General features: G+C 69.0%; 26 protein-coding genes. 16 read left to right on the plus strand and 10 right to left on the minus strand.

All coding sequences use genetic code 11. From position 1 onward, the window contains the following. Window positions 1-178: 178 nt before the first annotated feature. From G7B67_RS00320 to G7B67_RS00355, 8 genes are all read left to right on the plus strand, one after another. Window positions 179-2,506: a nitric-oxide reductase large subunit gene (locus tag G7B67_RS00320; RefSeq protein WP_166206066.1), complete on the plus strand. Its 2,328-nt coding sequence runs from the start codon at window positions 179-181 to the stop codon at window positions 2,504-2,506. Window positions 2,507-2,615: 109 nt separating this feature from the next. Continuing rightward, entirely contained in the window at window positions 2,616-3,842 is a 1,227-nt protein-coding gene (locus tag G7B67_RS00325) for an NnrS family protein (protein WP_166206069.1), read from the plus strand. Window positions 3,843-3,866: 24 nt separating this feature from the next. Then, window positions 3,867-4,271 carry a SirB2 family protein gene (locus tag G7B67_RS00330; protein ID WP_166206821.1) on the plus strand — a complete coding sequence of 135 codons (405 nt, stop codon included), beginning with the start codon at window positions 3,867-3,869 and terminating at the stop codon, window positions 4,269-4,271. 132 nt (window positions 4,272-4,403) lie between these two features. Beyond that, the gene (locus G7B67_RS00335) at window positions 4,404-5,066 is read left to right on the plus strand and encodes an alternative oxidase (protein ID WP_166206072.1); all 663 of its coding nucleotides are present in this window, start codon (window positions 4,404-4,406) and stop codon (window positions 5,064-5,066) included. A 7-nt stretch (window positions 5,067-5,073) separates the two neighbouring features. After that, complete coding sequence (locus G7B67_RS00340; RefSeq protein WP_166206075.1) at window positions 5,074-7,098, plus strand: pyridoxal phosphate-dependent decarboxylase family protein; 2,025 nt, start codon at window positions 5,074-5,076, stop codon at window positions 7,096-7,098. Between the two features lie 2 nt (window positions 7,099-7,100). Next, window positions 7,101-8,219 carry a PLP-dependent cysteine synthase family protein gene (locus tag G7B67_RS00345; RefSeq protein ID WP_166206078.1) on the plus strand — a complete coding sequence of 373 codons (1,119 nt, stop codon included), beginning with the start codon at window positions 7,101-7,103 and terminating at the stop codon, window positions 8,217-8,219. A gap of 15 nt (window positions 8,220-8,234) precedes the next feature. After that, a complete protein-coding gene (locus G7B67_RS13590) occupies window positions 8,235-8,552 on the plus strand; it encodes a diguanylate cyclase domain-containing protein (protein ID WP_166206824.1) in 318 nt (105 codons plus the stop codon). A 42-nt stretch (window positions 8,553-8,594) separates the two neighbouring features. After that, window positions 8,595-8,834, plus strand: a complete 240-nt coding sequence (locus G7B67_RS00355; protein WP_166206081.1) for a hypothetical protein — start codon at window positions 8,595-8,597, stop codon at window positions 8,832-8,834. A gap of 21 nt (window positions 8,835-8,855) precedes the next feature. Here G7B67_RS00355 and G7B67_RS00360 read toward each other — a convergent pair whose 3' ends face one another. The 5 genes from G7B67_RS00360 to G7B67_RS00380 form a co-directional block, all read right to left on the minus strand. Beyond that, the gene (locus tag G7B67_RS00360; RefSeq protein ID WP_166206084.1) at window positions 8,856-10,214 is read right to left on the minus strand and encodes an ATP-binding protein; all 1,359 of its coding nucleotides are present in this window, start codon (window positions 10,212-10,214) and stop codon (window positions 8,856-8,858) included. Beyond that, complete coding sequence (locus G7B67_RS00365; RefSeq protein ID WP_166206087.1) at window positions 10,211-10,888, minus strand: response regulator transcription factor; 678 nt, start codon at window positions 10,886-10,888, stop codon at window positions 10,211-10,213. Before G7B67_RS00365 ends, G7B67_RS00360 begins: the two co-directional genes overlap by 4 nt. A 6-nt stretch (window positions 10,889-10,894) precedes the next feature. Beyond that, window positions 10,895-11,503, minus strand: a complete 609-nt coding sequence (locus tag G7B67_RS00370; protein ID WP_166206089.1) for a cytochrome b/b6 domain-containing protein — start codon at window positions 11,501-11,503, stop codon at window positions 10,895-10,897. 12 nt (window positions 11,504-11,515) lie between these two features. Beyond that, complete coding sequence (locus tag G7B67_RS00375; RefSeq protein ID WP_166206092.1) at window positions 11,516-11,848, minus strand: PepSY domain-containing protein; 333 nt, start codon at window positions 11,846-11,848, stop codon at window positions 11,516-11,518. A gap of 94 nt (window positions 11,849-11,942) precedes the next feature. Then, window positions 11,943-12,416, minus strand: a complete 474-nt coding sequence (locus tag G7B67_RS00380) for a DnrO protein (protein ID WP_166206095.1) — start codon at window positions 12,414-12,416, stop codon at window positions 11,943-11,945. Window positions 12,417-12,786: 370 nt separating this feature from the next. Here G7B67_RS00380 and G7B67_RS00385 point away from each other — a divergent pair, with 370 nt between their 5' ends. Continuing rightward, window positions 12,787-14,307: an HAD-IC family P-type ATPase gene (locus tag G7B67_RS00385; protein WP_166206098.1), complete on the plus strand. Its 1,521-nt coding sequence runs from the start codon at window positions 12,787-12,789 to the stop codon at window positions 14,305-14,307. On the opposite strand, the gene G7B67_RS00390 is transcribed toward G7B67_RS00385, so the two are convergent. After that, on the minus strand, window positions 14,220-15,059 hold the full coding sequence (locus G7B67_RS00390; RefSeq protein ID WP_166206101.1) for a universal stress protein: 840 nt from the start codon (window positions 15,057-15,059) through the stop codon (window positions 14,220-14,222). The two genes, G7B67_RS00385 and G7B67_RS00390, sit on opposite strands and share 88 nt — an antisense overlap. Before the next feature lie 275 nt (window positions 15,060-15,334). Between G7B67_RS00390 and G7B67_RS00395 the strand changes: the two genes are divergently transcribed. From G7B67_RS00395 to trhA, 3 genes are all read left to right on the plus strand, one after another. Continuing rightward, window positions 15,335-15,889 (plus strand): GNAT family N-acetyltransferase, encoded by a 555-nt coding sequence (locus G7B67_RS00395; RefSeq protein WP_166206104.1) that lies wholly within the window; start codon window positions 15,335-15,337, stop codon window positions 15,887-15,889. A gap of 32 nt (window positions 15,890-15,921) precedes the next feature. Continuing rightward, the gene (locus G7B67_RS00400; RefSeq protein WP_166206107.1) at window positions 15,922-16,344 is read left to right on the plus strand and encodes a universal stress protein; all 423 of its coding nucleotides are present in this window, start codon (window positions 15,922-15,924) and stop codon (window positions 16,342-16,344) included. A gap of 164 nt (window positions 16,345-16,508) precedes the next feature. After that, window positions 16,509-17,165 (plus strand): PAQR family membrane homeostasis protein TrhA, encoded by a 657-nt coding sequence (trhA, locus tag G7B67_RS00405; protein ID WP_166206110.1) that lies wholly within the window; start codon window positions 16,509-16,511, stop codon window positions 17,163-17,165. A gap of 45 nt (window positions 17,166-17,210) precedes the next feature. On the opposite strand, the gene G7B67_RS13490 is transcribed toward trhA, so the two are convergent. Then, a complete protein-coding gene (locus G7B67_RS13490) occupies window positions 17,211-17,342 on the minus strand; it encodes a hypothetical protein (RefSeq protein WP_279303933.1) in 132 nt (43 codons plus the stop codon). A 124-nt stretch (window positions 17,343-17,466) separates the two neighbouring features. After that, entirely contained in the window at window positions 17,467-18,714 is a 1,248-nt protein-coding gene (locus tag G7B67_RS00410) for an alginate export family protein (protein ID WP_166206113.1), read from the minus strand. Between the two features lie 195 nt (window positions 18,715-18,909). Here G7B67_RS00410 and G7B67_RS00415 point away from each other — a divergent pair, with 195 nt between their 5' ends. Genes G7B67_RS00415 through G7B67_RS00430 form a run of 4 tightly spaced genes read left to right on the plus strand, consistent with a single transcriptional unit; the run spans window position 18,910 to window position 22,086 of the window. Beyond that, complete coding sequence (locus G7B67_RS00415; protein WP_166206116.1) at window positions 18,910-19,092, plus strand: hypothetical protein; 183 nt, start codon at window positions 18,910-18,912, stop codon at window positions 19,090-19,092. Window positions 19,093-19,129: 37 nt separating this feature from the next. After that, on the plus strand, window positions 19,130-20,659 hold the full coding sequence (gene nirK / locus G7B67_RS00420; protein WP_166206118.1) for a copper-containing nitrite reductase: 1,530 nt from the start codon (window positions 19,130-19,132) through the stop codon (window positions 20,657-20,659). Between the two features lie 4 nt (window positions 20,660-20,663). Beyond that, the gene (locus G7B67_RS00425; protein ID WP_166206121.1) at window positions 20,664-21,446 is read left to right on the plus strand and encodes a formylglycine-generating enzyme family protein; all 783 of its coding nucleotides are present in this window, start codon (window positions 20,664-20,666) and stop codon (window positions 21,444-21,446) included. Between the two features lie 7 nt (window positions 21,447-21,453). Further along, window positions 21,454-22,086: an SCO family protein gene (locus tag G7B67_RS00430; protein ID WP_166206124.1), complete on the plus strand. Its 633-nt coding sequence runs from the start codon at window positions 21,454-21,456 to the stop codon at window positions 22,084-22,086. A 102-nt stretch (window positions 22,087-22,188) separates the two neighbouring features. On the opposite strand, the gene G7B67_RS00435 is transcribed toward G7B67_RS00430, so the two are convergent. Further along, window positions 22,189-22,368, minus strand: a complete 180-nt coding sequence (locus G7B67_RS00435) for a hypothetical protein (RefSeq protein ID WP_166206128.1) — start codon at window positions 22,366-22,368, stop codon at window positions 22,189-22,191. Window positions 22,369-22,440: 72 nt separating this feature from the next. Continuing rightward, window positions 22,441-23,679 (minus strand): beta-ketoacyl-ACP synthase I, encoded by a 1,239-nt coding sequence (gene fabB / locus G7B67_RS00440; RefSeq protein WP_166206133.1) that lies wholly within the window; start codon window positions 23,677-23,679, stop codon window positions 22,441-22,443.

Consider the following 23,679-nt stretch of genomic DNA (forward strand, 5'->3'; position numbering starts at 1 on the left):
CCGGTTCAGCACGTACCGAAGAATCCCGCGGAGGAACCCGCTCTGCCGGGGCCGACAGGTGCCCGCTGCATGACGCCATCGCACCCGCCGGTGCCACCGCGGCACGCCTGACTTGACCTGAATCAGGGCAAATCCGAAAACAGCTCCCCATCATGCGTCGTCCAAGATGGAGTTTCCCATGAGCAATACCCGAAAGCTGTGGCTGGCGCTGGGCGCGTTGCTGGTCGCGTCGTTCGCCGTGCTGTTGTGGTCAGGCGGGGAAATCTTCCGCGCCGCGCCACCGATCCCGGACCAGGTCGTCAGTCGCGACGGACAGGTGCTCTACACCCGCGCCGACATCGAGGAAGGCCGCGAAGTCTGGCAATCCATCGGCGGCATGGAGCTGGGCTCCATCTGGGGCCATGGCAGCTATGTCGCGCCGGACTGGAGCGCGGACTGGCTGCATCGCGAAGCCGTCGATGTGCTCGACCAGTGGGCGCGCCACGACTTCAACATGCAGGCCTACGCCCATCTCTCGCCCGAACAGCAGGGCGCGTTGCGCGGACGCCTGCAACAGGTGATGCGCACCAACACCTACGATCCGGCAACCAAAACCATCACGCTGTCGCCTGAACGCGTGATTGCGCTGTCCAACGTCGCCGCGCATTACGAGAGCCTGTTCGGCAACGATCCGGCCACGCACAAGCTGCGCGTGGGCTATGCGATGCGCGAAGGCACCGTGGACACGATGGAGCACCGGCGCGCGCTAACCGCCTTCATCTGGTGGACGGCCTGGGCCGCGACCACCGAGCGTCCCGGCGACGCCGGCCAGACGCTCTCGCCCGACCCGTCGGTCGTCACCAGCCAGAAGGTCACCTACACCAACAACTGGCCCAGCGAGCCGCTGGTGGGCAACACGCCACCGCCGGCGCTGTGGCTGTGGTCGGCGTTCAGCGTGCTGTTCCTGATCGCCGGCATCGCCGCGCTGGGCTGGCACCACGCGGTGAGCCATGGCCGCGGCGAGGAGCCGCATGCGATCCCGAAGGCCGATCCGTTCGCGCTGCTGCGGATCACGCCGTCGATGCGCGCGACCGCCAAGTACTTCTGGGTGGTGCTGGCCCTGTTCCTGGCGCAGATCCTGCTTGGCGCGATCACCGCGCATTACCAGGTCGAGGGCCAGAACGCCTACGGTTTTGCCTTATCCGACTGGATTCCGTACTCGCTCTCGCGCACCTGGCACACGCAGCTTGCGGTGCTGTGGATCGCGGTGGCCTGGCTGGGCACCGGCCTCTACATCGCGCCGGCGCTGTCGGGGCACGAGCCGAAATTCCAGCGCTTCGGCGTCAACTTCCTCTTCTTCAGCCTGCTGGTCATCGTGGTCGGCGCGTTCACCGGCCAATGGCTGGCGGTGATGCAGAAGCTCGGCCTGAAGTGGAACTTCTGGTTCGGCCACCAGGGGTGGGAATACGCCGACATGGGCCGCTTCTGGCAGTGGTACCTGTTCGTCGGCCTGCTGTTGTGGGTGACGCTGGTCGGGCGTGCGCTGTGGCCGATCCTGCGCGGACCGGCCTCTGATTCGAAGTCGATCATCGCGCTGCTGTTCGCCTCGACCACGGCGATCGGCCTGTTCTTCGGGGCCGCGCTGATGTGGGGCGAGCACACCCACATCTCCGAAGTCGAATACTGGCGCTGGTGGCTGGTGCACCTGTGGGTGGAAGGCTTCTTCGAGGTGTTCGCGACCGCGGTGATGGCGCTGATCTTCACCCGCTTGGGGTTGATCCGTACCGCGACCGCCAACGTGACCGTGCTGTTCGCCACGATCATCTTCATGGCCGGCGGCGTCCTCGGCACCCTGCACCACCTCTACTTCGTCGGGACACCTATTTCCGTCGTCGCGCTGGGCGCGAGTTTCAGCGCGCTGGAAGTGGTGCCGCTGGCTTACATCGGCTTCGAGGCCTACCACACCTGGAAACTCGGGCAGGCGACGCCGTGGATGGCGCGCTACAAGTGGCCGGTGCTGTTCTTCATCGCGGTGTCGTTCTGGAACCTGGTCGGCGCCGGGCTGTTCGGGTTCCTGATCAATCCGCCGCTGTCGCTGTACTACATGCAGGGTTTGAACCTGACTCCGCTGCATGGCCACACCGCGCTGTTCGGCGTCTACGGCATGCTCGGCATCGCGCTGGTGCTGTTCTGCCTGCGTGGCCTGCGCGGCCAGATGGTGTGGGACACGAAGCTGCTGAAAGCGTCGTTCTGGTGCCTCAACATCGGTTTGGCGCTGATGGCGGCGCTGACGCTGCTGCCACTGGGCACGATGCAGCTGTTCGCCGCGATCGACCATGGCTACGCCTTCGCGCGCTCGGCCGACTTCATGCAGCGCCCGATCGTCAAGCTGCTGGTGTGGATGCGGGTCCCGGGCGATACGATCTTCAGCGTCGGCGCGCTGTCGCTGGCCTGGTTCGTTCTGCGGCTGTGGGTCGCACCCAGGCGCGATCCGGCGTTCGCGGGTGAGGTCGAACGCGAGGCCTGAGCCTGCGGTTTCGGGGACGCAGCGGGGCGGCCACGGCCGCCCCGTTTGCGTTTGGACGCGATGACCTGGATCAAGGACGGCCACCGCGCACAAGCGCGACAATGGCGGCATGGACACTGCACGCACCGATTCGACCCTGTCACCCCGCCTGCTCGCCCGCGCGCCACATCGGCTGATGTTCTTCATCGGCGCCAGCAACGTGCTGCTGGCGATGGCGTGGTGGGCAGCCTGGCTGGCCTCCACGCGCTGGCAGTGGTTCCTCGTCCCGCAGCCCAACCCGTACGCCGGGTGGCTGCATGCCTTCGTCATGCAGTACCAGGTGCTGCCAAGCTTCTTCTTCGGCTTCCTGCTGACGACATTCCCCCGCTGGATGGGGCTGCCGGACATCCCGCGCTGGCGCTACCTGCCGGTGGGCGCAGGGATGTTCGGCGGGCAACTGGCGACGCTGCTGGGGGCATTCGGCTGGAAGCACGGGATCCTGGTGGGCGCGGTGCTCACCCTCGTTGGCTGGGGCGCGGGACTGGTGGCCCTGGGCCCGCTGCTGCTGCGCGAGAACGGCCGCACCTGGCACGCGCGCTCGTGTTTCGCCGCGTTGTGCCTGGGCCTGGCCGGCCTGCTGGCATGGCTGGCGCTGCTGCTGGGCGCCTCGCCGCTCTACGCCTTGGCCAGCATCAAGATCGGCACCTTCGGCCTGCTGCTGCCGGTGTTCGTGACGGTGGCGCACCGGATGTTTCCGTTCTTCGCCGGCAACAACGTCCCCGGCTACAAGGCCTGGCGCCCGCTGTGGCTGCTGGGCGTGTTCTGGGGGCTGACGCTCGCGCACCTGGCGCTGGAGCTGGTGCACGGCTACCGCTGGCTGTGGGCACCGGACCTGGGATTGCTGGCCCTGACGGCGACGCTGCTGTGGCGCTGGTGGCCGCGCGGCTCGCGCAACGGCCTGCTGGTGACGCTGTTCGTCGGACTGGCATGGCTGCCGATCGCTTTCGCGCTGTACTGCCTGCAATCGGTCGCCTACCTCGAAACCGGCGTGTTCTGGCTCGGGCGCGCGCCGGCGCATGCACTGTTCATCGGCTTCTTCGGCTCGGTGCTGATCTCGATGGTGACGCGGGTGACGCAGGGCCATTCCGGCCGCCCGTTGAAGATGCCCGCCGCAGCCTGGTTCGCCTTCATCGCGATCCAGCTGGTTGCCGTCGTCCGCATCGCCGCCGAACTCGCGCCCGATCCGATGGCCTGCATGGCGATCGCCGCGGTCGGCTGGCTGCTCGCCTTCACGCCATGGGTGCTGCGCATCGGCCGCATCTACCTGTCGCCGCGCGCCGACGGCAAACCAGGATGAGCGACGCGCATGGCTGACATGGGCCTGATGGCCTTCTATCCGCAGATCAAGTGGGTCCACATCGCCGCCGTCACCACCAGCGGCTCGCTGTTCGCGCTGCGCGGCGCGCTGGTGCAGGCTGGACGTCCGCGCTGGGCGATGGCGGCACCGGTGCGCTACCTCAGCTACAGCGTCGACACGGTGCTGCTGACGGCCGCGCTGATGCTGCTGACGATCCTGCCCGGCGCGATGTTCGCCAACGGCTGGCTGACCACCAAGCTGGTGCTTGTCGTCGTGTATGTCGTGCTGGGCACGTTCGCGCTCAAGCGAGGGCGCACGCCGCAGGTACGCACCGCGTGCTGGCTGGCCGCGTTGCTGGTGTTCGCCACGATCATCGGCATCGCCCGCGTCCACCACCCGCTGGGCTGGTTCTACCGCTGGTTCGCGTGAACGGATGCCGGTGAGCGGCGCGCGGGTGCCGGTCGCTTGACCCAGGTCATGGGGTGCCAAAACGCGCGGTCCTAACCTGCGTCCATCGACCTGGCGCCCCACGCGCCGCGTCCGAAACCCAGGAGAACCGCCATGACCCCACGTCCCCCGCTCCCCGCCGACCTGCCGCTGGACAGCCACCACGCCACCCGCGACTGGTCCGACCGCGTCGCCCTGGGCATCACCCGCAGCCTGCGCTTTCTCGCCGACACCTTCTTCGCCAAGCGCTACGGCAACCGCGCGATCGTGCTGGAAACCGTCGCCGCGGTGCCGGGCATGGTCGGCGCCGCGTTGATCCACCTGCGCTGCCTGCGCTGGATGCGCGACGACGAAGGCTGGATCCGCACGCTGATGGACGAGGCGGAGAACGAGCGCATGCACCTGATGACCTTCATCGAGATCGCGCGGCCGAACTGGCTCGAGCGGGCGCTGGTGCTGGTCGCGCAGGCAGGCTTCTTCCTGTTCTTCCTCACGCTGTACGTGCTGTCCGCGCGTACCGCGCACCGCCTGGTCGGCTACTTCGAGGAACAGGCGGTGGTCAGCTACAGCCAGTACCTGGAGCAGATCGACAACGGCCGGATCGACAATGTGCTCGCGCCCCGGATCGCCATCGATTACTGGCGCCTGCCTGCCAACGCCCGCCTGCGCGATGTCGTGATCGCCGTGCGCGCCGACGAGGCCGGGCACCGCGACGTCAACCATGGCTTCGCCGAGCAGCTGCGGCCGCAGGCGCACAAGCCCCTGCAGACCGTCTGATCCCGCGATGGCGTTGGCACCGTCCGTGCAGGCCGCACTGGCCACTTCGCAGGCATGCGAGGCGGCCAGTGGCGCGTCGGCGGCAAGCGACGAGGCGCGCGACGACGATTCGCAGCGCCGCTTGCTCGACGCCTGTTTCCTCGGGCCCTACGGCGAGAACGATGGCCTGCTGGAGAAGCTGGTCGTCGAGTTCCTGCGCGACCACGTCTACTGGCGGCGCAACTTCCATCCCGAGGATCCGCCGGCAATCCCCACCCACGCCGCCCAGCACCCCGCCTACCAGGGCTTCGAAGCCCGCCTGCGCCGTGAACTGCACCAGCTGTCGGCGGCGCTGAAGAAATCGGTACCGTTCCACAGCCCGCGCTACCTCGGGCACATGGTCTCGGACCTGCTGATTCCCGGACTCGCGGCGCAGATGTTGACGCTGCCCTACAACCCCAACAACGTCAGCGAGGATGCCGCGCCCGTCACCGTCGACATGGAGGTGCAGGTCGGGCTGCAGCTGGCGCGGATGTTCGGCTATCCGCACGATCCGGCCCGGGCCGAATGCGCGTTCGGGCACCTCACCTCCGGCGGCACGCTGGCCAACTACCAGGCGTTGCGGCTGGCATTGGCGCTCAAGGCGTTTCCGGTCGCGTTGCGCGCGGCCGGGGTGCCCGACCTCGACCTGCCGACGGACGACTGGAACGCGTTCAACCTCGGCCGCGCCGGCGCAATCGCACTGCTCGATGCCTGGACCCGCTGGCTGGCCGCACAGGACAGCGCCACGCGCCGCCATTGGCGTGCGCGCGTGGAGGCCGAGCGGCTCGAACAGCTCGGCATCGCGGGTTTCTTCGCGCGCCATCCGCAGTTGCGCGTGCCGGTGGTGCTGGCGCCGATCACCGCGCACTACTCGTGGAGCAAGGGGCTGAAACTGCTCGGCCTGGGCCGCGACCAGCTGCAGTTGCTGCCCGAGGACGGCATGCGCCTGCAGCCCGAAGCGCTGGAACAGGCCCTGGCCGACTGCGCGCGCGACCGGCAACCGGTCCTGCTCGCGGTCGCGGTGCTCGGCACCACCGAATACGGCACCATCGATCCGGTGGATGCGATCGTCGCGGCGCGCGATCGCTGGCAGTCGCGAGGTCTTGGCTTTGACATCCATGTCGATGCCGCGTGGGGTGGTTACCTGGCGACGCTGTTCCGCAATGCCGACGGCAGCCTGCGGCCGCTGGATGAAGTGCGACGCGACTACCGCCGTTTTCCGCAAACGGAAGTGCATGCGGCCTTCGCCGCACTGGCGCAGACGGATTCGATCACCGTCGACCCGCACAAGCTCGGCTACCTGCCCTATGGCGCCGGCGCGTTCGTCTGCCGCGACCATCGCGCGATGGCGCTGCTGGCCGAGGCCGCCGATTACGTCTTCCACACCCCGTCGACCGAGGGCTACCTCGCGCGCTACCGGCACCTGGGGCAGTTCATCCCCGAAGGCTCCAAGGCCGGCGCCGCGGCAGCGGCGGTGTACGTCACCCACAAGGTGCTGCCGCTGGACCACGCGCATTTCGGACTGCTGCCACGGCAGACCGTGCTGGCAGCCGAAGCCTTCCACGCCCGTGCGGAAGCCTTCGCCGTGGCGATGGCTGACGTCGCCAGGGCCACGGTGCCGTTCGCGCCGGACAGCAACCTGGTCTGCCTGGCGCTCAATCCGGCCGGCAACACGGATGTCGCGCGCGCCAATGCCTTCGTGCGCGCGCTGCACGACGAGCTGCGCTGCGATCCCGGCCAGCCGTTGCAACTCAAGCAGTTCTTCGGCTCGGTCACCACGCTGCGACCCGAGGCGTTGGGCGACGCCCACATGCGCCACATCCTGCAGGCGCTGGACCTGGATCCGGCCACGTTGCGCACCGATGGCGACGATGGCAGCGACCGGCTGGTGATCCTGCGCCACACGCTGATGAACCCCTACCTGATCGACCGCGAGAACGGCATCAGCTACATCGACCTGTACTTCGAGCACCTCGCGCGTCGCGTGCGCGCGCAGCTGCGGGAGCACTGAGCATGCAGGCGCAGGCGCTTCCGATCGACGCCAGGTCGCACAGCGGCGAAGTGCGTGCGTGGACGTCCAACGCGCTGCGGCAGTTGCGCCAGGAAGCGGCGCGTTCGGCCGACACCCACCTGCTGCACCTGGCCTTCCGCGGATTCCCGGGCATCGACTTCTACTTCAAGGACGAAGCCGCGCATCCGACAGGCAGCCTCAAGCATCGCCTCGCGCGGTCGCTGTTCCTGTACGCGCTATGCAACGGGCGCCTGCGCGAGGGGCAGACGGTCGTCGACGCCTCCTCCGGCAGCACGGCGATTTCCGAAGCCTGGTTCGCGCGCCTGCTGGGCCTGCCCTTCATCGCCGTGATGCCGGCCTGCACGGCGCCACGCAAGGTCGCCGACGTGCAGGCGTTGGGGGGACGCTGCGACTTGGTCGACGACCCCGCCGACGTGCATGCGCGCGCCGCCTGGCATGCCGCGCGCGGCGCCTGCCACCTGGACCAGTTCGGCCTGGCAGAGCGCGCGACCGACTGGCGCGGCAACAACAACATCGCCGAATCGATCCTCGGCCAGCTGGCGCAGGAAACATACCCGGAACCGGCATGGATCGTCTGTGGGGCAGGCACCGGCGGCACCTCGGCCACGATTGGCCGCTACCTGCGCTATCGCGGCCTGGCGACCGCGTTGTGCGTCGCTGATCCGGCGGGCAGCGCGTTCGCGCACGGCTGGCGCTCGCGTGATCGCACGGCACGTGCGAGCGAGGCGACCGTGATCGAAGGCATCGGCCGCGGCCGCGTCGAGCCCGGGTTCCTGTTCGAGATCGTCGACGATGTCATCGAGGTGCCCGATGCCGCGTCGATCGCCGCGGCGTGGCAGCTGGAATCGCTGCTGGGGCGGCGTTACGGCGGCTCGTCGGGGACCAATTTCGTCGCCTGCCTGCGACTGGCGGCGCGGATGCGCGTGCGCGGCGAGCGCGGCAGCATCGTCAGCCTGCTGTGCGATCGTGGCGAGCGTTACGACCAGACGTTGTTCGATCCGGGCTGGCTGGCGCGGCAAGGGCTGGATCCACACCCGTGGCGCGAGGCATTGCTGGCCACCACCCGCGATGGCCGCTGGAATGCCGGACCCGGCTCCTGAGCGGACGGCGCGCGCATTGGCGCATGGCGTGGCGCCGGACGTGGCGCGGCACGCGCGCTCGAGGTCGCCGAGCGCATCCAGGCGATCATCGCCGAGCAGGTTGCCACGCCCAACGGCAGCGACCGGATCACCGTAAGCGTCGGGGTGGCCAGCTTCGATGGCGCAGAGAGCACCGACGGACTGGTCACGCGCGCCGATGCGGCGATGCGCCGCGCCAAGCAGGCAGGCCGCGATTGGTGCGTGGTGGCCACCGTGACGGTCCCAGCGCCTGGTCGGCGGCCGGTGGTGCTTGACCCAGGTCAGTGCGATACGGCCGCATCGAGCCGACCATGAAACCATTCCAACACCGTCGCGTTCGCGCGCCAGGAACATCCCATGGAATTCCACATCACGCTGCATGGCCGGGCGCCGGATCCGCTCGTGCTTGAGGATGCGATTCGCGCGGTCGACCCCGCGGCGCTGCTCGACGTCGATCCCGCGTCGCCGACGCTGCGCGTGGCCACCTCGCTCGACGCGCGGCAACTGATCGCGCTGGTCGGCGAGGCCGGCTATCCCATCACCCCGCAGCAGGTGACGCAGTTGCCCTCGATCTGTTGCGGCGGCTGCAGCGGCTGACGGCCCGGCGGCTTCGCCGGTTCAGGCGCGCACCTGCGCGACCGCTCGCGGCGCCGCACCGGTCGCCATCGGCAGGCACAGCGTCATCCGGGTGCCGCCGGCGGTCGGCAATGACGCCTGCACGCTGCCGTGATGCAACTGCGCGATCGCCTGCACGATCGACAGCCCCAGCCCACTGCCGGTGCCGCCACCGCGCTGGAAACGCGCGCCCAGCATGCCGCCCCCGGGCAACACCAGTCCGAGGCCATCGTCGGTGACGCTGAATTCGACCTGGCTTGCATCGGTGCGGACGGCGACTTCGACGCGCCCATCGCGGCGCCCGTGCAGGATGGCGTTGTCGATGAGGTTGCGCAGCGCGATCCGGAGCAGGCCGGCACTGCCATGCACCAGCCCGGGATCGATCGCGTCCAGGGTGAGGACGACGTTGCGCGGGGCCGCCAGCGCGCCGGCGTCGGCGAGGACGTCGCGAGCCACTGTTGCAAGCGACACGGCGGCCGCATCGTCGACACGGTCCAGGGACTCCACGCGCGCCAGGGTCAGCAGTTGCACGACCAGCCGTTCCATCCGCTCCAGGCCATCGCGTGCCCGCTGGAGATGCATGCCGGCGGCGGATGGATCGTCGACGCGTCCGGCCAGGTCCAGTTCCATCCGCAGCACCGACAGCGGATGTCGCAGCTCATGCGCGGCATCGGCGGTGAAGCGCCGCTCGCGCGCAAGCGCGCCATCCAGGTTGGCGACCAACGCATCCAGTGCGCGCGTGAACTGCAACAGTTCCGCCGGCACGTCATCGCGGGTGAGCGTCGGCGTGCGCGCCGGTTGGGTCGCGATCGCGCATGAGAGCGCGCGCAGTGGCGCCAGGCCCCGGCGCAGCGCCCACCAAGTCGCCAATGGCAACAAGCCCAGCAGGAACAGCAGCGGAAGCGCGATCGCGCGCGCCATCGACGCGAGCAGTTCGTCGCGATCGTGCAACGGCGCGGCCACCTGGATCCAGAACCGGCCAGATGCGTCCCAGCGCTGGTAGACGCGCCAACGCTCGCCGTCGTGATCAACGGCGTGGAAGTGCGGTGTCGTCTCCGCGAACGCCAACATCGGCAACCTGGAGCTCGACAGCATGCGACGGCCCGTGCGGTCGCGCACGAGGATGTCCGGCCCATGGGGATCGTCGCCCTCGGCCGCGTGCCACCGGGGTTGCGCCTGTGGCGGGAGCTCGGCGGCGAGCGCAAGCATGTTCGCGGCGGTGCGTTCCAGCTGGCGGTCGAACATCTCCGCGGTCTCGTGCTGCGTCCTCCAGCCCAGCCAGGCGCCGGCTGCCAGCCACGCGAGCAGGATCGGCGCGACCATCAGCCACAACAGCCGCCGCTGCAATGACGGCCGCTTCATGCCGGCGCGTCGGCGGCAGGCGGATACAGCGCATAACCCACGCCACGCAGGGTCCGGATCCAGCCGGGCCCGAGCTTGCGCCGCAGATGGTGGACGTGCACCTCGACCGCGTTGCTCGCGATCTCCTCGCCCCAGCCGTAGAGCGCCTGCTCCAGTTGCGCGCGCGACCAGGCCCGCCCCGGGCGCGCGGCCAGTACTTCGAGCAGGGCGTACTCGCGCGCCGACAACGCGACCGGCGCGCCCGCCAGCGAAACGGCGTGCAACGTCGGATCCAGTCGCAATGGCCCGACCTCCAGTACCGGTGCGCTGCTGCCGGCGGCGCGCCGCAGCAGCGCACGCATGCGCGCCGCCAGCTCCTCCAGCTGAACCGGCTTGACCACGTAATCGTCGGCGCCGCAATCCAGGCCGGCGACGCGGTCGTCGATCGCATCGCGCGCGGTCAGCAACAATGCCGGCGTGGCATCGCCCCGACGGCGCAGGCTGGCGATGATGTCCGGGCCGCTCGCCCGTGGCAGGTTCCAGTCGATGACGGCCGCCGAATACGGAGTGTCGGCGAGAGCCTGGATGGCATGGCGGCCGTCGCACACCCAATCCACCGCATAGCCGAGGTGACGCAGGCCCGACACCAGCGCGTTCCCGAGCGGCACGTCATCCTCGGCGAGCAGGATGCGCATGCGCCACTAGTGCGCCTTGCGCAGGTCGAGCGGTGCGCTGACGGCATCGACATGCGTGGCAGCGACCGAGGCGTCGTCGGCCAGTGCGCGCTTGCGTCCATGCCACATCGCGGCCACCAGGTTCTCGCGGTAATGGACGCTCTCCACCAGCGCCGCGAGCACGTGCATGCCGACCAGCCCCAGCAGCGACCACGCCAGCACTTCGTGGATGTCTTCCAGCCACTCGGCGCCGAAGAATCGATCCCAGGTTTGCATCCAGCCGGTCATGCCGACGGCCGCCACCATGGCCAGCAACGCCAGGATCATCACCGCAGCGGCCGGGTTGTGGCCCAGGCGCCGCTGCGAGATTCCCGCCCGCCGCTCGCGCAGGTAAGCCATCACCGCGTGCGGCCCGCGCACCCAGTCGCCGAAGCGGGCGTGGCGGCTGCCGATCACGCCCCACAGCAGGCGCGCTCCCACCAGTCCCAGCGCGGCGTAGCCGAGCCAGCGATGCGCCGTATCGCCCTCCTCCACCAGGAAAGCGCCCAGCACGCAGGCGGCGAGCGACCAGTGGAAGATGCGGACGAACGGATCCCAGACCTTGACCCTGCCGCCACCGGGAGCGATGTCATCCATTGCAGTCCTCCTTCAGCCGATGCGCTGCTTGACGATGCGGCCGTTGGTCGGATCGAAATAGATTTCGACCCGGTTGCCCTTGGCGTCCCTGCCATAGATCTCGTAGCACTGGCCCGACACCTTGAACTTGTCGATGGCATAGCCGTCCTTGAGGATGCGCGCCTTCATCGTGGCTTCGGGCAGCCAGTGCGTGCGCGGCGCGCGCGTGCATTGCGGCGCGGCCATGGCCGACAGGGAGGTCAACGCTGCCGCCGCGGCCAGCGACAGCAGGGTGATGCGCTTGGTGTTGCGCTTGGTGTTGCGCTTGGTGTTGCGCTTGGTGTTGCGCTTGGTGTTGCAATTCATGACATGTCTCCGATGCGAGCCGATTGCCCACGCCGGCATTGCACCGCGCGCAGCTTATGGAGGCCTTAAGCCGCGCCAGGTCGTAGGCATCCGTTCAGCCGCCCCGCCCGGACCCGGCCACGCCGGGATCGTCGAACAGACGCGCGTAATCACCGAGGGCGGCACGCATCGACGGTATCGCGGTGTCGTCGGCAGGCGTGTCCTTCACTGCCTGCGCGCCTCGCGCCAGGGCACCGAGGATCGGATGCAACGCGGCATCCGCGCGCGGCTCGAGCTTGCAGTTGGTGACGATGAAACCGATATCGCGCTCGATGCTGGTCGCCAGTTGGCGCACCTGCTGCGGATCCAGGTGGCCGTGCGCCTGGTGTCCAAGCGCATCCACCGTGGTGCGGATACGACCCATGCCTTCGCGCAGCGGTGCATCTGTCTTCCAGCGCGTCGCGGGCGCCGCTTCGGGCGCGGTGATCGGGTCGACAGGCGCGGCCGGGTGCGCATGTTGGCCGAAGGCGGCCGGGGCCACGGATCCAAGCAGCAGCACCAGCGCCAACGATGCCGTCGGCAAATGCATGGGACACCTCGGGACTCTCGGGGAGATGCCACGATCCTAGGTCCGCGCGCCGTCCGACCTGATGATCCAGGTCAAGAACCGCATCGGTGGCCGGTGCGAGGATGGCCTCGCCACCCAGGCCAGCAGGGCACCCCATGCACGCTGGAACCACGCCCGTCGATCCCGCGCGCCTGGGCCTGCGCTTCCTCGGCGCGAACGCAACCGTCACCGGCTCGCGTTAACTGCTTACCGCGGGGAGCGCGCGGATCCTGGTCGACTGCGGGTTGTTCCAGGGCTACGTACCGTTGCGCCCGATCCACGCTGAAGCGACTACCGCTGCGCACCGCCATGCCCGCCGACCGGCGTGTCGTCGTGGCGAACGGCCACTTCCATGACGTCACGGTCGCAACGCGACGAACACGCGTTTGCCAGCCAAGGCACCGTGTCCGTCGCCAACGCCGGCGCTGGCCTGGGCAGCGTCGAAGCCGCCGCACGCCTGCGGCGCGACGGCCCCAATACGTTGCCGCAACCCGACCGGCGCTCGCCCTTGCGGATCGTCGCCAGCGTGCTGCGCGAACCGATGCTGCTGCTCCTGCTGGCGGCGACGGCGGCCTACGTCGTGCTGGGCGATGCGCGTGAAGCGATGCTGCTGGCCGGCTCCGTTCTGCTGGTCGTGGGCCTGACGATCTACCAGGAGCGCAAATCCGAGCGCGCACTGGAAGCGCTGCGCGAACTGGGCACGCCCGACGCGCGCGTGATCCGCGACGGTGTTGCCGGCGTCGTGCGCGCGACCGACCTGGTGGTGGGGGACGTCATCGTGCTTGCCGAAGGCGATCGCGTGCCCGCCGATGGCCGCCTGCTGGAAGCCAACGACCTGGCGGTGGACGAATCGCTGCTGACCGGCGAGTCGGTGCCCTTGTCGCGCCAAGCCGGCGCCGACGCCGACGCGTCCACCGTGCACGCGAGCACACTGGTCGTGCGTGGCCACGCCGTCACCGTCGTGCAGGCGACCGGCGCCCGCACCGCGGTCGGCAGGATCGGCATCGCACTGCAGGGGCTGCACGTCGAGGCCACGCCGATGCAGTTGGAGATCCGCCGCGTGGTGGTGTTGTTCGCCATCCTGGCCTTGGCCGGGGCGCTGCTCGTCATGCTGTCGTTCGCGCTCACCCGCGGCGGCTGGCTGGATGCCGTGCTGGCCGGTCTGACCATCGCCATCGCGTCCACGACGCGATGCTGCGCGAGGTGGCGGCCATGGGAAAGCGCGGCCTGCGGATCCTCGCCGTGGCGGCGACCGCGTGGCCCGCCGACGATCCCCGTGCACTGCCGGCGTCGATGCAGGAGTTCGGCCTGGCGTGGTGCGGGTTGGTGGCCTTCGCCGACCCACTGCGCGCCGGCGTTGCCGACGCGGTCGCCGGCCATGCAGTTGCTCGGCTGGCCGGACCTCGCGCGCAACCTGGCGCACGGCGCGGCGGTATTCACGTCGGTGGTGGCGGCGTATGCGCTGGGCCACGTGCTGGCGCTGCCTGCATCCCAGGTCGGCGCGCTGGCGTTCACCGCCCAGGTGATGGGCAACCTGGGGCTGATCGTGGTGTACCGGTCCGGGGGGTCGTTGCACGCGGCATTGCGTACGCCCAACGCCGCGTTCGCAGTGGTGGCGGCATCGGCACTGGCGATGCTGGTGGTGGTGACGCAGGTCGCACCGGCCGCACGCTGGTTCGGTTTCACGCCGCCGCCGCGGGCGCCGTGGCTGTTCGCCGGCACGCTGCCGCTGCTGGTCGCCGCGATGCTGAAGGCTGGCCGGCGCGAAGCACCGGCCGCGCAGGCTCAGTGCGAGAACAGCACCGGCACCGACGCGGACTCCAGCAGTTGGCGCGTGGCGCCGCCCAGCGCCCATTCCAGGAAGCGCGAGTGACCGTAGCCGCCGGCCACCAGCAGGTCGGCGCCGGTATCACGGACATGGCGATCGAGTTCGTCAGCGACGGTGTCCTCGCCAGCCGGCAGGACGACAACGTCGACCTCCACGCCATGACGGAGCAGGTGCGTCGCGATGTCGGCGCCGGGAAGTTCGCCGTGGCCGCGTTCGCCACCGCTGGGATTGACGATGACGATATCGATGCGGTCGGCGCGCTGGAATAGCGGCATCGCGTCGTGGAAGGCGCGCGCGGCTTCGCGCGTGGGTTTCCACGCGGCGACGATCCGGCGTGGCGGCATCGTCGCCTTGCATCCGGGCGGCACCGCCAGCACCGGCCGGCCGGATTCGAGCAGCAGTGCACCGACGTAGGCATGCGTCAGCTCCGGTGCATCGGTGCCCGCGGCCGAGGCGACGATCGCAAGGTCGGCGTAGTGCGCGCAGTGCGCGGCCAGGCGGTGCGGTTCGAGGTAGAGCGATTCGGCCACGCGGACCTCGGTCGATACCAGTTCCCTGGCCAGCCGCTGCCTGAGTGCGGCGGCATCGCGTTCGCCAGCGGTGCGCAGTTGGCGGTAGATATCGACCAGCCCGGTGTCCGGGACCAGGCCCCACGGGCCGGTGGTCATCAACGGCAGGTTGATCGTCTGCAGTACCGCCAGGTGGGCATCAAACCCGGATGCCAGCGAGAGCGCGATGCGGATCGCATCCGCGTCGCCCGGGGTGCCGGTCGTCGGCACCAGGATGTCCTTGAACATGGCCGTCTCCGTGGTCGTGGTGGCAACCAGTACATCCCCGTGCGTGGCGCGACGGATTGACATGGATCAGCCGGGCACGGTTTGCGATGTCCCTTCACGCACCGCGTCTAGGGCCGCGCCCGCCGGCCAGGGCGCGACGGGTCGAACCACCCAGCGCCGAGGGCGAAAAACCGCGCCAGGTTCGATCAGGATCATTGATCAGGATCAGGGTGCCGCTTCCAGGTCGCGCGCGAGCTGTCGAGGCGTCTTCCATCCCCCGCTGCGAGGAGGCTTCCATGCCACCGATCGAACCGCTGATGCCCTGGCAACTGGGCGCCGATTACCCGCGCTGGAGCGAAACCCTGCGCGATCGCAGCCGGGTGCTGATCCGACCGATCTGCGCGGCCGATGCCGCCGAGGAACGCGAATTCATCGCGGCGCTGTCGCCGCAATCGCGTCGCTACCGGTTCCTGGGTGAAGTGCACCATCCCAGCGGCGCACTGATCGAACAGCTGACGGCGCTGGATTACGTGCATGACCTTGCCTTCGCAGCCGTCGTCCATGATGGCGCCCGTGAACGTTTCGTAGGCGTGAGCCGCTACAGTACGTCCAGCGACGGCACCGCCTGCGAGTGCGCGGTGACGGTGTTGGACGACTGGCAGCACAAGGGGCTGGGCGTGATCCTGATGACGCATCTGATCGACGTTGCACGCAGTCGTGGCATCCGCCGCATGTGGTCGATGGACTCGGCGGAAAACACCGCGATGTCTGACCTTGCCCGCTTCCTGGGCTTCGAACGCCACCAGGACCCCGGAGACGGCGCCCAGGTGGTCCACAGTCTGTGGCTTTGACGCCGGAACGCCGGCAGGACAGGAGACGACCCATGCGCATCGCCCTTGCAGTGGATGGCAGCCCGGCATCGACCCGCGCCGCGCGCCATGTCGCCCGCCTTTGGAAACAACTGGCCGGCAAGCGCGAACTCACCCTGCTCTACGTCGATGAACTGCTGCTGCGCGCCGTCGAGACGAAGCTTGGGAAACGTGGCGTCGAGCGCTATCGCGACGAGAATGCGACCTTCGCGTTCAAGGGTGCCAAAACCGTCCTGGCGCGCGCGAAAGTGGACTATTCCACGCTTGTCGTGATCGACGATCCCGCCGCGGGCATCGTGAAGACCGTCGGCGTGTCGAAGTACGACCTGCTCGTGATGGGTTCCCGTGGCCACGGCGCGTTCCGCAACCTGGTCCTGGGATCGGTGGCGACGAAGGTACTGTCGAGCTGCAAGGTGCCGGTGACGATCGTGCGTTGAAGCCGCGCGCGGGGCAGCGTCGGCCTGGACGTCGCGTGCCGGTGCGATCCGCATTGGCGCCATTGATTCTATCCAGCCCTGCGCGCAACGCCCGGTCAATCCGTCATCGCGCCGCACGCTGGTGGATGCTTAGGATCGATCCACCGTCACACAGCGGAAACCGCATGCCCCCGATCGATCCCCGTCCATCGCGTGCGTCCAGCCATGGCGAGGAAATCGCCAACAGCATCAGCCATGGACTGGGGCTGGCGTTGGCGATCGCGGGGCTGCCGTGGCTGCTCGTCAATGCGGCTCAGTCGCAAAGCGGGCTGTCCATCGCCGGCGCGGCGACCTTCGGCGCCAGTGTCGTCCTGCTGTACCTGGCCTCGACGCTCTACCACGCCATTCCGCACGCCCGCATCAAGGAGCGGATGCAGCGCCTGGACCATGCCGCGATCTACCTGCTCATCGCCGGCACCTACACCCCCGTCGCGCTGGGCGTGTTGCGCGGCGCATGGGGCTGGAGCCTGCTGGCCGTCATCTGGACGCTTGCCGTCGCCGGCGTGATCTTCAAGACGCTGGCCGGTGCGCGCTACGACCGCGCCTCGACGGTGTTGTACGTCGCGATGGGCTGGGCGGCGCTGGTCGCGATCAAGCCCCTGTGGCTGCACATGCAACCCAATGGATTGGGATGGCTGTTCGCCGGGGGCATCGCCTATACGACCGGTGTGCTGTTTTACCTGCTGCATGAGCGGCTGCGTTACAGCCATTTCATCTGGCATCTGTTCGTGCTCGCCGGCACCGGCTGCCATTTCCTGATGGTGTTGCGGTACGCCAACTGACGGGCCTGCACCGGCCGCGAACCGACGGCCCGCCCGAACGACCGATCAGGTCGCGCAATCGCCCGCATCCGGCCACCCGTCGTCCCGCAGGCGCATGTCGATCCCCGCCGCGTCCAGGCATTCGCCGACCGGGTAGCCGGACAGGCCGGCGCAGCCGTCGCATTCGAACTCGATCATGTCCTGGCCCTCGCAGGTGGTGGTGGCGACTGGGCGGCAACGGGATGCCGGATCCACTACCGGCATCGTCCGTGACCCAGGCGCGGCGCGCATTGATGTCGATCAAGCCGCGATGGACCCCAGCTCAGTGGCTTCCCGCCCATTCCAGCTGCAACCACAGCTTGCGCGTGTCCTGCGCAAAGCCATCGGCGCGGTAATCGGCCAGTTTGACCAGCCCGGTCACCGGCCCGTGCACGGGAAAGCCCAGCGAAAGATCCCATTCGCTGCCATAGCGACCGCCCGTGTCGGCGTGGTAGTCGTGCCATGCCACGGCCCAATTGAGCCGCTTGTCGTTGCCGATCAGGCCACCGGCACCGAGATACCGGTCCTCCAGCCCGCCCGGCGGCGTCACCGTGAACTTGTCCGCCCAGCCGTTGAACGCGTGCAGGGTTCCCAGCGGCGCCTGCAGGGCGTGGATGCCGTCGCCGCCCAGGTGCTCCCAGCCGGCGCGATACGTCACGCCCCGCACGGCATAGGTGGGCTCGAGTAGCCAGTAGGCGTGCGAGAACCCCAGCGGGTTGCCAGCGCCGTCGCGCTGCCGCGCGGCCTCCACGGTCCACCCCATGCCCGTGGCTTCGTGCAGGTGCGTGCCGGTCCAGCGCGCGCCGAACGTGGTGGTCGAAGCCGTGGCGAGATCCTGGTCGTCATGCAGGTAGGCGTAGCCCACCAGTTGCTGCGCACCATGCGTCCAGCCCAGGTTGAACAGATGGGTGGACAGCGCGCGCTCGCGTGCCAGCGGATCCAGTGCATCGTCGCCGTTGACGCGATGCACGCGGTCCAGCCATGCGTAGCGCAGCGTCAGCGTGGGGGCGATATGCCAGGTGGTCGACAGCGCGTCGAACGTCTGTTCGTTCTGGCGCCAGCCGCTGTTGCCAATCCAGCGCTGGTTGTCGAACAGCAGGCGCTGGCGCCCCAGCGTGGCGCCTGCGCGCGCGCCGGTCCAGGCGACGAACGCCTGGTTGAGCTCGGCGCCTTCCGGATCGGTGATCGCCGGCCGCGCGGCCACGCCATTGGCGCCGCTGTTGTAGCGGTCGCCGGCCGCCGCGGTGCCCTCGCCTTCCAGCAGTGCGCCGAAGCCCTGGCCCCAATGCAGGCGCAGCCCGGCGCGCAGGCGCAGCGTGGTGGCGCTGGCGTCGCTGGCGAAGGCGGCGTCGTCGACGTTTTCCTGCCGCAGCCGGGCGTTCCACTCCACTTGCCACGGCGGCGGATCCGCCGCGGACCCGGATGCCGCGGGCGCGGTCGACGTGGCGCCCAGGGCCTGCAGCGGAAGCGCGACCAGCGCGGTGAAGAGCGCCGCCAGCAGGTGTGCGGACGGGGGATGTCGTTGGGACATGGGTGGCTCCTGGGCGATTGCCGCACAGGCTCGGGGCCGGCATCGAGCCCCGCCTTGATCCAGATCAACCGGCGTGCTGCGCGCATTCACAGCGGCCGAGGCGGTTGATCCAGGTCAGGTGAGGGCACCGGCGCGCGGCGCAGACTTTGCCCCATCAAGAAGATTCATCCCGCCTTGCAACCCCAGGAGTCGACAATGAAAGTGCTCTCCAGCCGCAATCTCTTCGCCATCGCGATGGCCCTGTCCCTGTCCTCGCTGGCCGCCTGCGCCGATGTCCGCCAGGCTCCGGCCGGCGCGGTGGTCGATGGCCAGTCGGCGCAACCGACGGCACAGGTTGCCGATGTGGCGCCAGTGCGCCAGTCTTCGGTGCCGTTCTGATCCACCGCCGCCACCGCCCCAGCAAGGAGCCCAGGCCATGACCCCAGCCCCCCGCCTCGCGTTGTTGCTCGCCGCCGCGTTGTTGACGCTCGCCGCCGGCGGATGCAATCGCGATCGCCAGGACGTTGACACCGCACCGATTGCCGCCACCGATACCGGTGGTTCGCTCAAGGGCGATTTCGGCCCGCCACAGGGCAAGATGATCGAGGCGGTGCTGACCGATCCGCCGATGGTGCCGCCACCCACCGGCCGCCACGCGCCGGCGCACGTGAACGTCGAACTGGACGTGATCGAAAAGGAAATGCCGATTTCCGAAGGCGTGACCTACAAGTTCTGGACCTTCGGCGGCACGGTGCCCGGCAAGTTCATCCGCGTGCGCCAGGGCGACACGGTGACGCTGCACCTGCGCAACATGCCCGACAGCCAGATGCCGCACAACATCGACCTGCATGGCGTGACCGGGCCCGGGGGCGGCGCGGCGTCGACGTTCACCGCGCCTGGCCACGTCTCGCGATTCACCTTCAAGGCGCTCAATGCCGGATTGTTCGTCTACCACTGCGCCACCGCGCCGGTGGGCATGCACATCGCCAACGGCATGTACGGCCTGATCCTGATCGAGCCGCCGGAAGGCCTGCCGCCGGTCGACCACGAGTACTACCTGATGCAGGGCGACTTCTACACCACGGGCAAGTACCGCGAGAAGGGCCTGCAGCCGTTCGACATGGAAAAGGCGATCGACGAGCACCCGACCTACGTGCTGTTCAATGGCCGCGAAGGCGCGCTCACCGGCGACAACGCGCTCAAGGCCAGCGTCGGCGATACCGTGCGCCTGTACGTGGGCAACGGTGGTCCCAACCTGGTGTCGAGCTTCCACGTCATCGGCGAGATCTTCGACAAGGTGTGGCTGGAAGGCGGCACGCGCTTCCAGGAGAACGTGCAGACCACGCTCATCCCGTCGGGCGGCGCGGCGATCATGCAGTTCCACATCGAGGTGCCCGGCACCTACGTGATCGTCGACCACTCGATCTTCCGCGCCTTCAACAAAGGTGCGCTGGCGATGCTCAAGGCCGAGGGTCCGGAGAACAAGGCGATCTACTCGGGCAAGGAAGTCGACGCGATGTACCTGGGCGGGCGCGCGACCGGCAACCTCGCCGCCGTCGCGGTCGCGGCGAACGCCAACGCCGCGGGCACGCTGACCAGGGAAGACCAGATCGCGGCCGGCAAGGCGCTGTTCGCCGGCACCTGCTCGACCTGCCACCAGCCCAATGGCGAAGGCATGGGCGGCGTGTTCCCGCCGCTGGCGGCATCCAGCGTGCTCAAGGCCGATCCGAAGCGCATCGTCGACATCATGATGCACGGCCTCAACGGCGCGGTCACCGTCAACGGCAAGGAGTACAACTCCACGATGCCGGCGCAGACGCAGCTGACCGACGACGAGATCGCCAACATCGGCACCTTCGTGCTCAACAGCTGGGGTAATCCGGGCGGCACGATCACCAAGGAAGAAGTCGCCGAACGCCGCAAGGCACCCAAGCCGGCCGACGCCGCGCCCGGCGGCGGCGAGTGATCCGATGCGCCGGCTTGCGGCCCTGCTGCTCCTGCTTCCCATCGCCGGCGTGGTGCTGGGAAGCATGCAGGCCGGCGCCGCCTGGGTGAAGTTGCCGGCCGGCACGTTCCGTTCGGCGCTGAAGTACGAGGACGGCAGGACCGCGAAGGTCCTGCCATTCGCGTTGCAAAAGCGGCCGGTGACCAACGGCGAATTCCTCGCCTTCGTGCAGTCGCATCCACGGTGGCGGCGCGATCGCGTGCCGACGGTGTTCGCCGATGCACGCTACCTCTTGCAATGGCCGACGTCGACGCGGCTGGACGATGCCGGAAGCCAATCGGCACAACCGGTGGTCAACGTCAGCTGGTTTGCCGCGCAGGCGTATTGCCAGGCGCAGGGCGCGCGGTTGCCGACCTGGCGCGAGTGGGAATACGCCGCCGCGGCCGATGAAACCCGGCGCGACGCCCGCCAGGCCCCGGCGTGGCGCGAGCGCATCCTCGGCTGGTATTCCCGTCCGTCCGACGGCCCGCTGCCGCGCGCCGGCCTGCAGGCGCCCAACGCCTACGGCCTGCAGGACATGCACGGCCTGGTGTGGGAATGGACCGACGACTTCTCCTCTCTGCTGGTGTCGGGTGATGCGCGCAACCAGGGCGATGGCAACCGGATGAAGTTCTGCGGCGCCGGTTCGCTGGCGATGGCCGATCGCGAGAATTACGCCGTGCTGATGCGGGTGACGATGCTGTCCTCGCTGGAGGCGCGCGATACCACCGCACACCTTGGCTTCCGCTGTGCCAAGGACATCCAGTGAGGTTGCGATGAAACGACGCGTGGTGAAGTTGTGGTCCGTTGTTGTTGCCTGCGCAGTGCTGGTGTCGGCGGTGGCTGCCGCCGCAGCACCGGCTGGGGCGCAGGCCAAGGCATCGACACCGGCGATCGCAGCCAGGGTGCCGAAGGACTCCGTCTACCAGTTGCCGCTGCCGCTGACCGACCAGCACGGCGTGACGCGCGACTGGCGCCGGCACCGGGGGGCGCCGCAGATCGCGGCGATGTTCTACACCTCGTGTCCCGACATGTGCCCGCTGATCGTGGACGCCGGCAAAGCGGTCGAACACGCCTTGACGCCCGCCGAGCGGTCCCGGCTCGGCCTGCTGTACATCAGCCTGGATCCGGTGCGCGACACGCCGGCGACGTTGGCGGCCCTGGCGAAAAAGCGCGGCCTGGATCCCGCGCATTGGGCGCTGGCAAGCCCGCGCGAGAACGACGTTCGCAGCGTCGCCGGCATTCTCGGCGTGCGCTATCGGCAGCTCGCCGACGGGCAGTTCAACCACACCAGCGCGCTGGTGCTGATCGATGGCGAAGGCCGGATCGTCGCGCGCACCGAGCGCATGGGTAGCCAGGTGGATCCGCGGTTCCTCGCGGCCGTGCGCGGCCTGCTGGCGACGCGGTAACACCGGGCACGGACGGCGTTCGTCGCCGGGCCGCGTTGCGACGCGACGATGATGCGTCGCAACGGTGCGACGTTGCGCCAGCCCGGCTTCCGCAGGAGAGGGCTACAGCGCGCGATCCCAGCCGCCCTGCTTGCGGCGGTCCTTGCCCGAGCGGCGGTCGTCCTTCTGTGGCTCGAAGCGGATCTCGTCGCGGCGGTCGGTACTTTTGCGCCGGTCCTCGCCCTTGCGGCGGTTCGGTCCGCGATATTCCGGATCCTTGCCGGTCGGCGTGAAAGTCTGCATGGCGTTCCCCTGTCCGGCGCGTGCTGTCGGGGCGTAGGGTCCACGGGGCCGGTAGCGCCGTCAAGCACCCCGTCAAGCCACGGCGCGGAACACCAGGGTGCCGTTGGTGCCGCCGAATCCGAAGCTGTTGGACATCACCGTACGCAGGTTGGCGTCGCGGCTTTCGCGCAGGATCGGGAAACCTTCGGCACCCGGATCGAGTTCGAAGATATTGGCCGAGCCGGCCATGAACCCTTCCTTCAGCATCAGCAGGCAGTAGATCGCCTCGTGCACGCTCGCCGCGCCCAGCGAGTGGCCCGACAGCGCCTTGGTCGACGACAGCGGCGGGACGCCGTCGCCGAAGACTTCGCGCACGGATTGCAGTTCGACGAGGTCGCCCAGCGGCGTCGAGGTGCCGTGGGTGTTGAGGTAGTCGATCGGCGTGTCGACGCCGGCCATCGCCATCCGCATGCAGCGCACCGCACCCTCGCCCGAGGGCGCGACCATGTCGACGCCGTCGGAGGTGACGCCGTAACCGACCAGCTCGGCATGGATGCGCGCGCCGCGCGCGAGCGCGTGTTCGTAGTCCTCCAGCACCAGCATGCCGCCGCCACCGGCGATGACGAAGCCATCGCGGCCCACGTCGTACGGCCGCGATGCCGACTGCGGGTTGTCGTTGTGGTGGGTGGACAGCGCGCCCATCGCATCGAACTGCGAGGTCATTCCCCAGTGCACTTCCTCACCGCCACCGGCGATGACGACGTCCTGCATGCCGTGGCGGATCATGTCCGCCGCCGCGCCAATGCAGTGCGCCGAGGTCGCGCAGGCGGCGGAAATCGAATAGCTCACGCCGCGGATGCCGAAGGCGGTGGCCAGCGCCGCGGATACCGTCGAACACATCGTGCGCGGGACCATGTACGGCCCGACCTTGCGCACGCCGCGGTTGCGCAGCAGGTCGCCGGTTTCGATCTGCCAGTGCGCCGAACCGCCGCCGGAGCCTGCGATGACGCCGGTGCGCGGATCGCGTACCTGCGCATCGGTGAGGCCCGCATCGGCGATCGCATCGCGCATCGCCACGTACGCATACCCCGCCGCGTCGCCCATGAAGCGCTTGAGCTTGCGGTCGATCCGCGCGTCGAGGTCGATGTCGGGCACGCCTGCGACCTGGCTGCGCAGGCCGAGCTGCGCGTATTCGGGAATGAAGCGGATGCCGGACGTGAGTTGGCGCAGCGAACCGGTGACGCTGTCCTGGTCGTTGCCCAGGCACGAGGTGATCCCCATGCCGGTGATGGCGATGCGCCGGTTGGCGCGCTGGTCGTTACCCACTGGCAT

Source organism: Cognatiluteimonas telluris (genome assembly GCF_011320095.1).
In the GTDB taxonomy this organism is placed as follows: Bacteria; Pseudomonadota; Gammaproteobacteria; order Xanthomonadales; family Xanthomonadaceae; genus Cognatiluteimonas; species Cognatiluteimonas telluris.

Coding starts and splice junctions, on each gene's coding strand:
- G7B67_RS00325 (WP_166206069.1), top strand. CDS start 2,616: ATGGACACTGCACGCACCGATTCGACCCTGTCACCCCGCCTGCTCGCC.
- G7B67_RS00425 (WP_166206121.1), top strand. CDS start 20,664: ATGCGCCGGCTTGCGGCCCTGCTGCTCCTGCTTCCCATCGCCGGCGTG.
- G7B67_RS00365 (WP_166206087.1), bottom strand. CDS start 10,888: ATGCGCATCCTGCTCGCCGAGGATGACGTGCCGCTCGGGAACGCGCTG.
- G7B67_RS00335 (WP_166206072.1), top strand. CDS start 4,404: ATGACCCCACGTCCCCCGCTCCCCGCCGACCTGCCGCTGGACAGCCAC.
- G7B67_RS00375 (WP_166206092.1), bottom strand. CDS start 11,848: ATGAATTGCAACACCAAGCGCAACACCAAGCGCAACACCAAGCGCAAC.
- G7B67_RS00410 (WP_166206113.1), bottom strand. CDS start 18,714: ATGTCCCAACGACATCCCCCGTCCGCACACCTGCTGGCGGCGCTCTTC.
- G7B67_RS00380 (WP_166206095.1), bottom strand. CDS start 12,416: ATGCATTTGCCGACGGCATCGTTGGCGCTGGTGCTGCTGCTTGGATCC.
- G7B67_RS00340 (WP_166206075.1), top strand. CDS start 5,074: ATGGCGTTGGCACCGTCCGTGCAGGCCGCACTGGCCACTTCGCAGGCA.
- G7B67_RS00395 (WP_166206104.1), top strand. CDS start 15,335: ATGCCACCGATCGAACCGCTGATGCCCTGGCAACTGGGCGCCGATTAC.
- G7B67_RS00360 (WP_166206084.1), bottom strand. CDS start 10,214: ATGAAGCGGCCGTCATTGCAGCGGCGGCTGTTGTGGCTGATGGTCGCG.
- trhA (WP_166206110.1), top strand. CDS start 16,509: ATGCCCCCGATCGATCCCCGTCCATCGCGTGCGTCCAGCCATGGCGAG.
- G7B67_RS00430 (WP_166206124.1), top strand. CDS start 21,454: ATGAAACGACGCGTGGTGAAGTTGTGGTCCGTTGTTGTTGCCTGCGCA.
- nirK (WP_166206118.1), top strand. CDS start 19,130: ATGACCCCAGCCCCCCGCCTCGCGTTGTTGCTCGCCGCCGCGTTGTTG.
- G7B67_RS00390 (WP_166206101.1), bottom strand. CDS start 15,059: ATGTTCAAGGACATCCTGGTGCCGACGACCGGCACCCCGGGCGACGCG.
- G7B67_RS00400 (WP_166206107.1), top strand. CDS start 15,922: ATGCGCATCGCCCTTGCAGTGGATGGCAGCCCGGCATCGACCCGCGCC.
- G7B67_RS13490 (WP_279303933.1), bottom strand. CDS start 17,342: ATGATCGAGTTCGAATGCGACGGCTGCGCCGGCCTGTCCGGCTACCCG.
- G7B67_RS00320 (WP_166206066.1), top strand. CDS start 179: ATGAGCAATACCCGAAAGCTGTGGCTGGCGCTGGGCGCGTTGCTGGTC.
- G7B67_RS00415 (WP_166206116.1), top strand. CDS start 18,910: ATGAAAGTGCTCTCCAGCCGCAATCTCTTCGCCATCGCGATGGCCCTG.
- G7B67_RS00345 (WP_166206078.1), top strand. CDS start 7,101: ATGCAGGCGCAGGCGCTTCCGATCGACGCCAGGTCGCACAGCGGCGAA.
- fabB (WP_166206133.1), bottom strand. CDS start 23,679: ATGCCAGTGGGTAACGACCAGCGCGCCAACCGGCGCATCGCCATCACC.
- G7B67_RS00370 (WP_166206089.1), bottom strand. CDS start 11,503: ATGGATGACATCGCTCCCGGTGGCGGCAGGGTCAAGGTCTGGGATCCG.
- G7B67_RS00435 (WP_166206128.1), bottom strand. CDS start 22,368: ATGCAGACTTTCACGCCGACCGGCAAGGATCCGGAATATCGCGGACCG.
- G7B67_RS00385 (WP_166206098.1), top strand. CDS start 12,787: ATGACGTCACGGTCGCAACGCGACGAACACGCGTTTGCCAGCCAAGGC.
- G7B67_RS00355 (WP_166206081.1), top strand. CDS start 8,595: ATGGAATTCCACATCACGCTGCATGGCCGGGCGCCGGATCCGCTCGTG.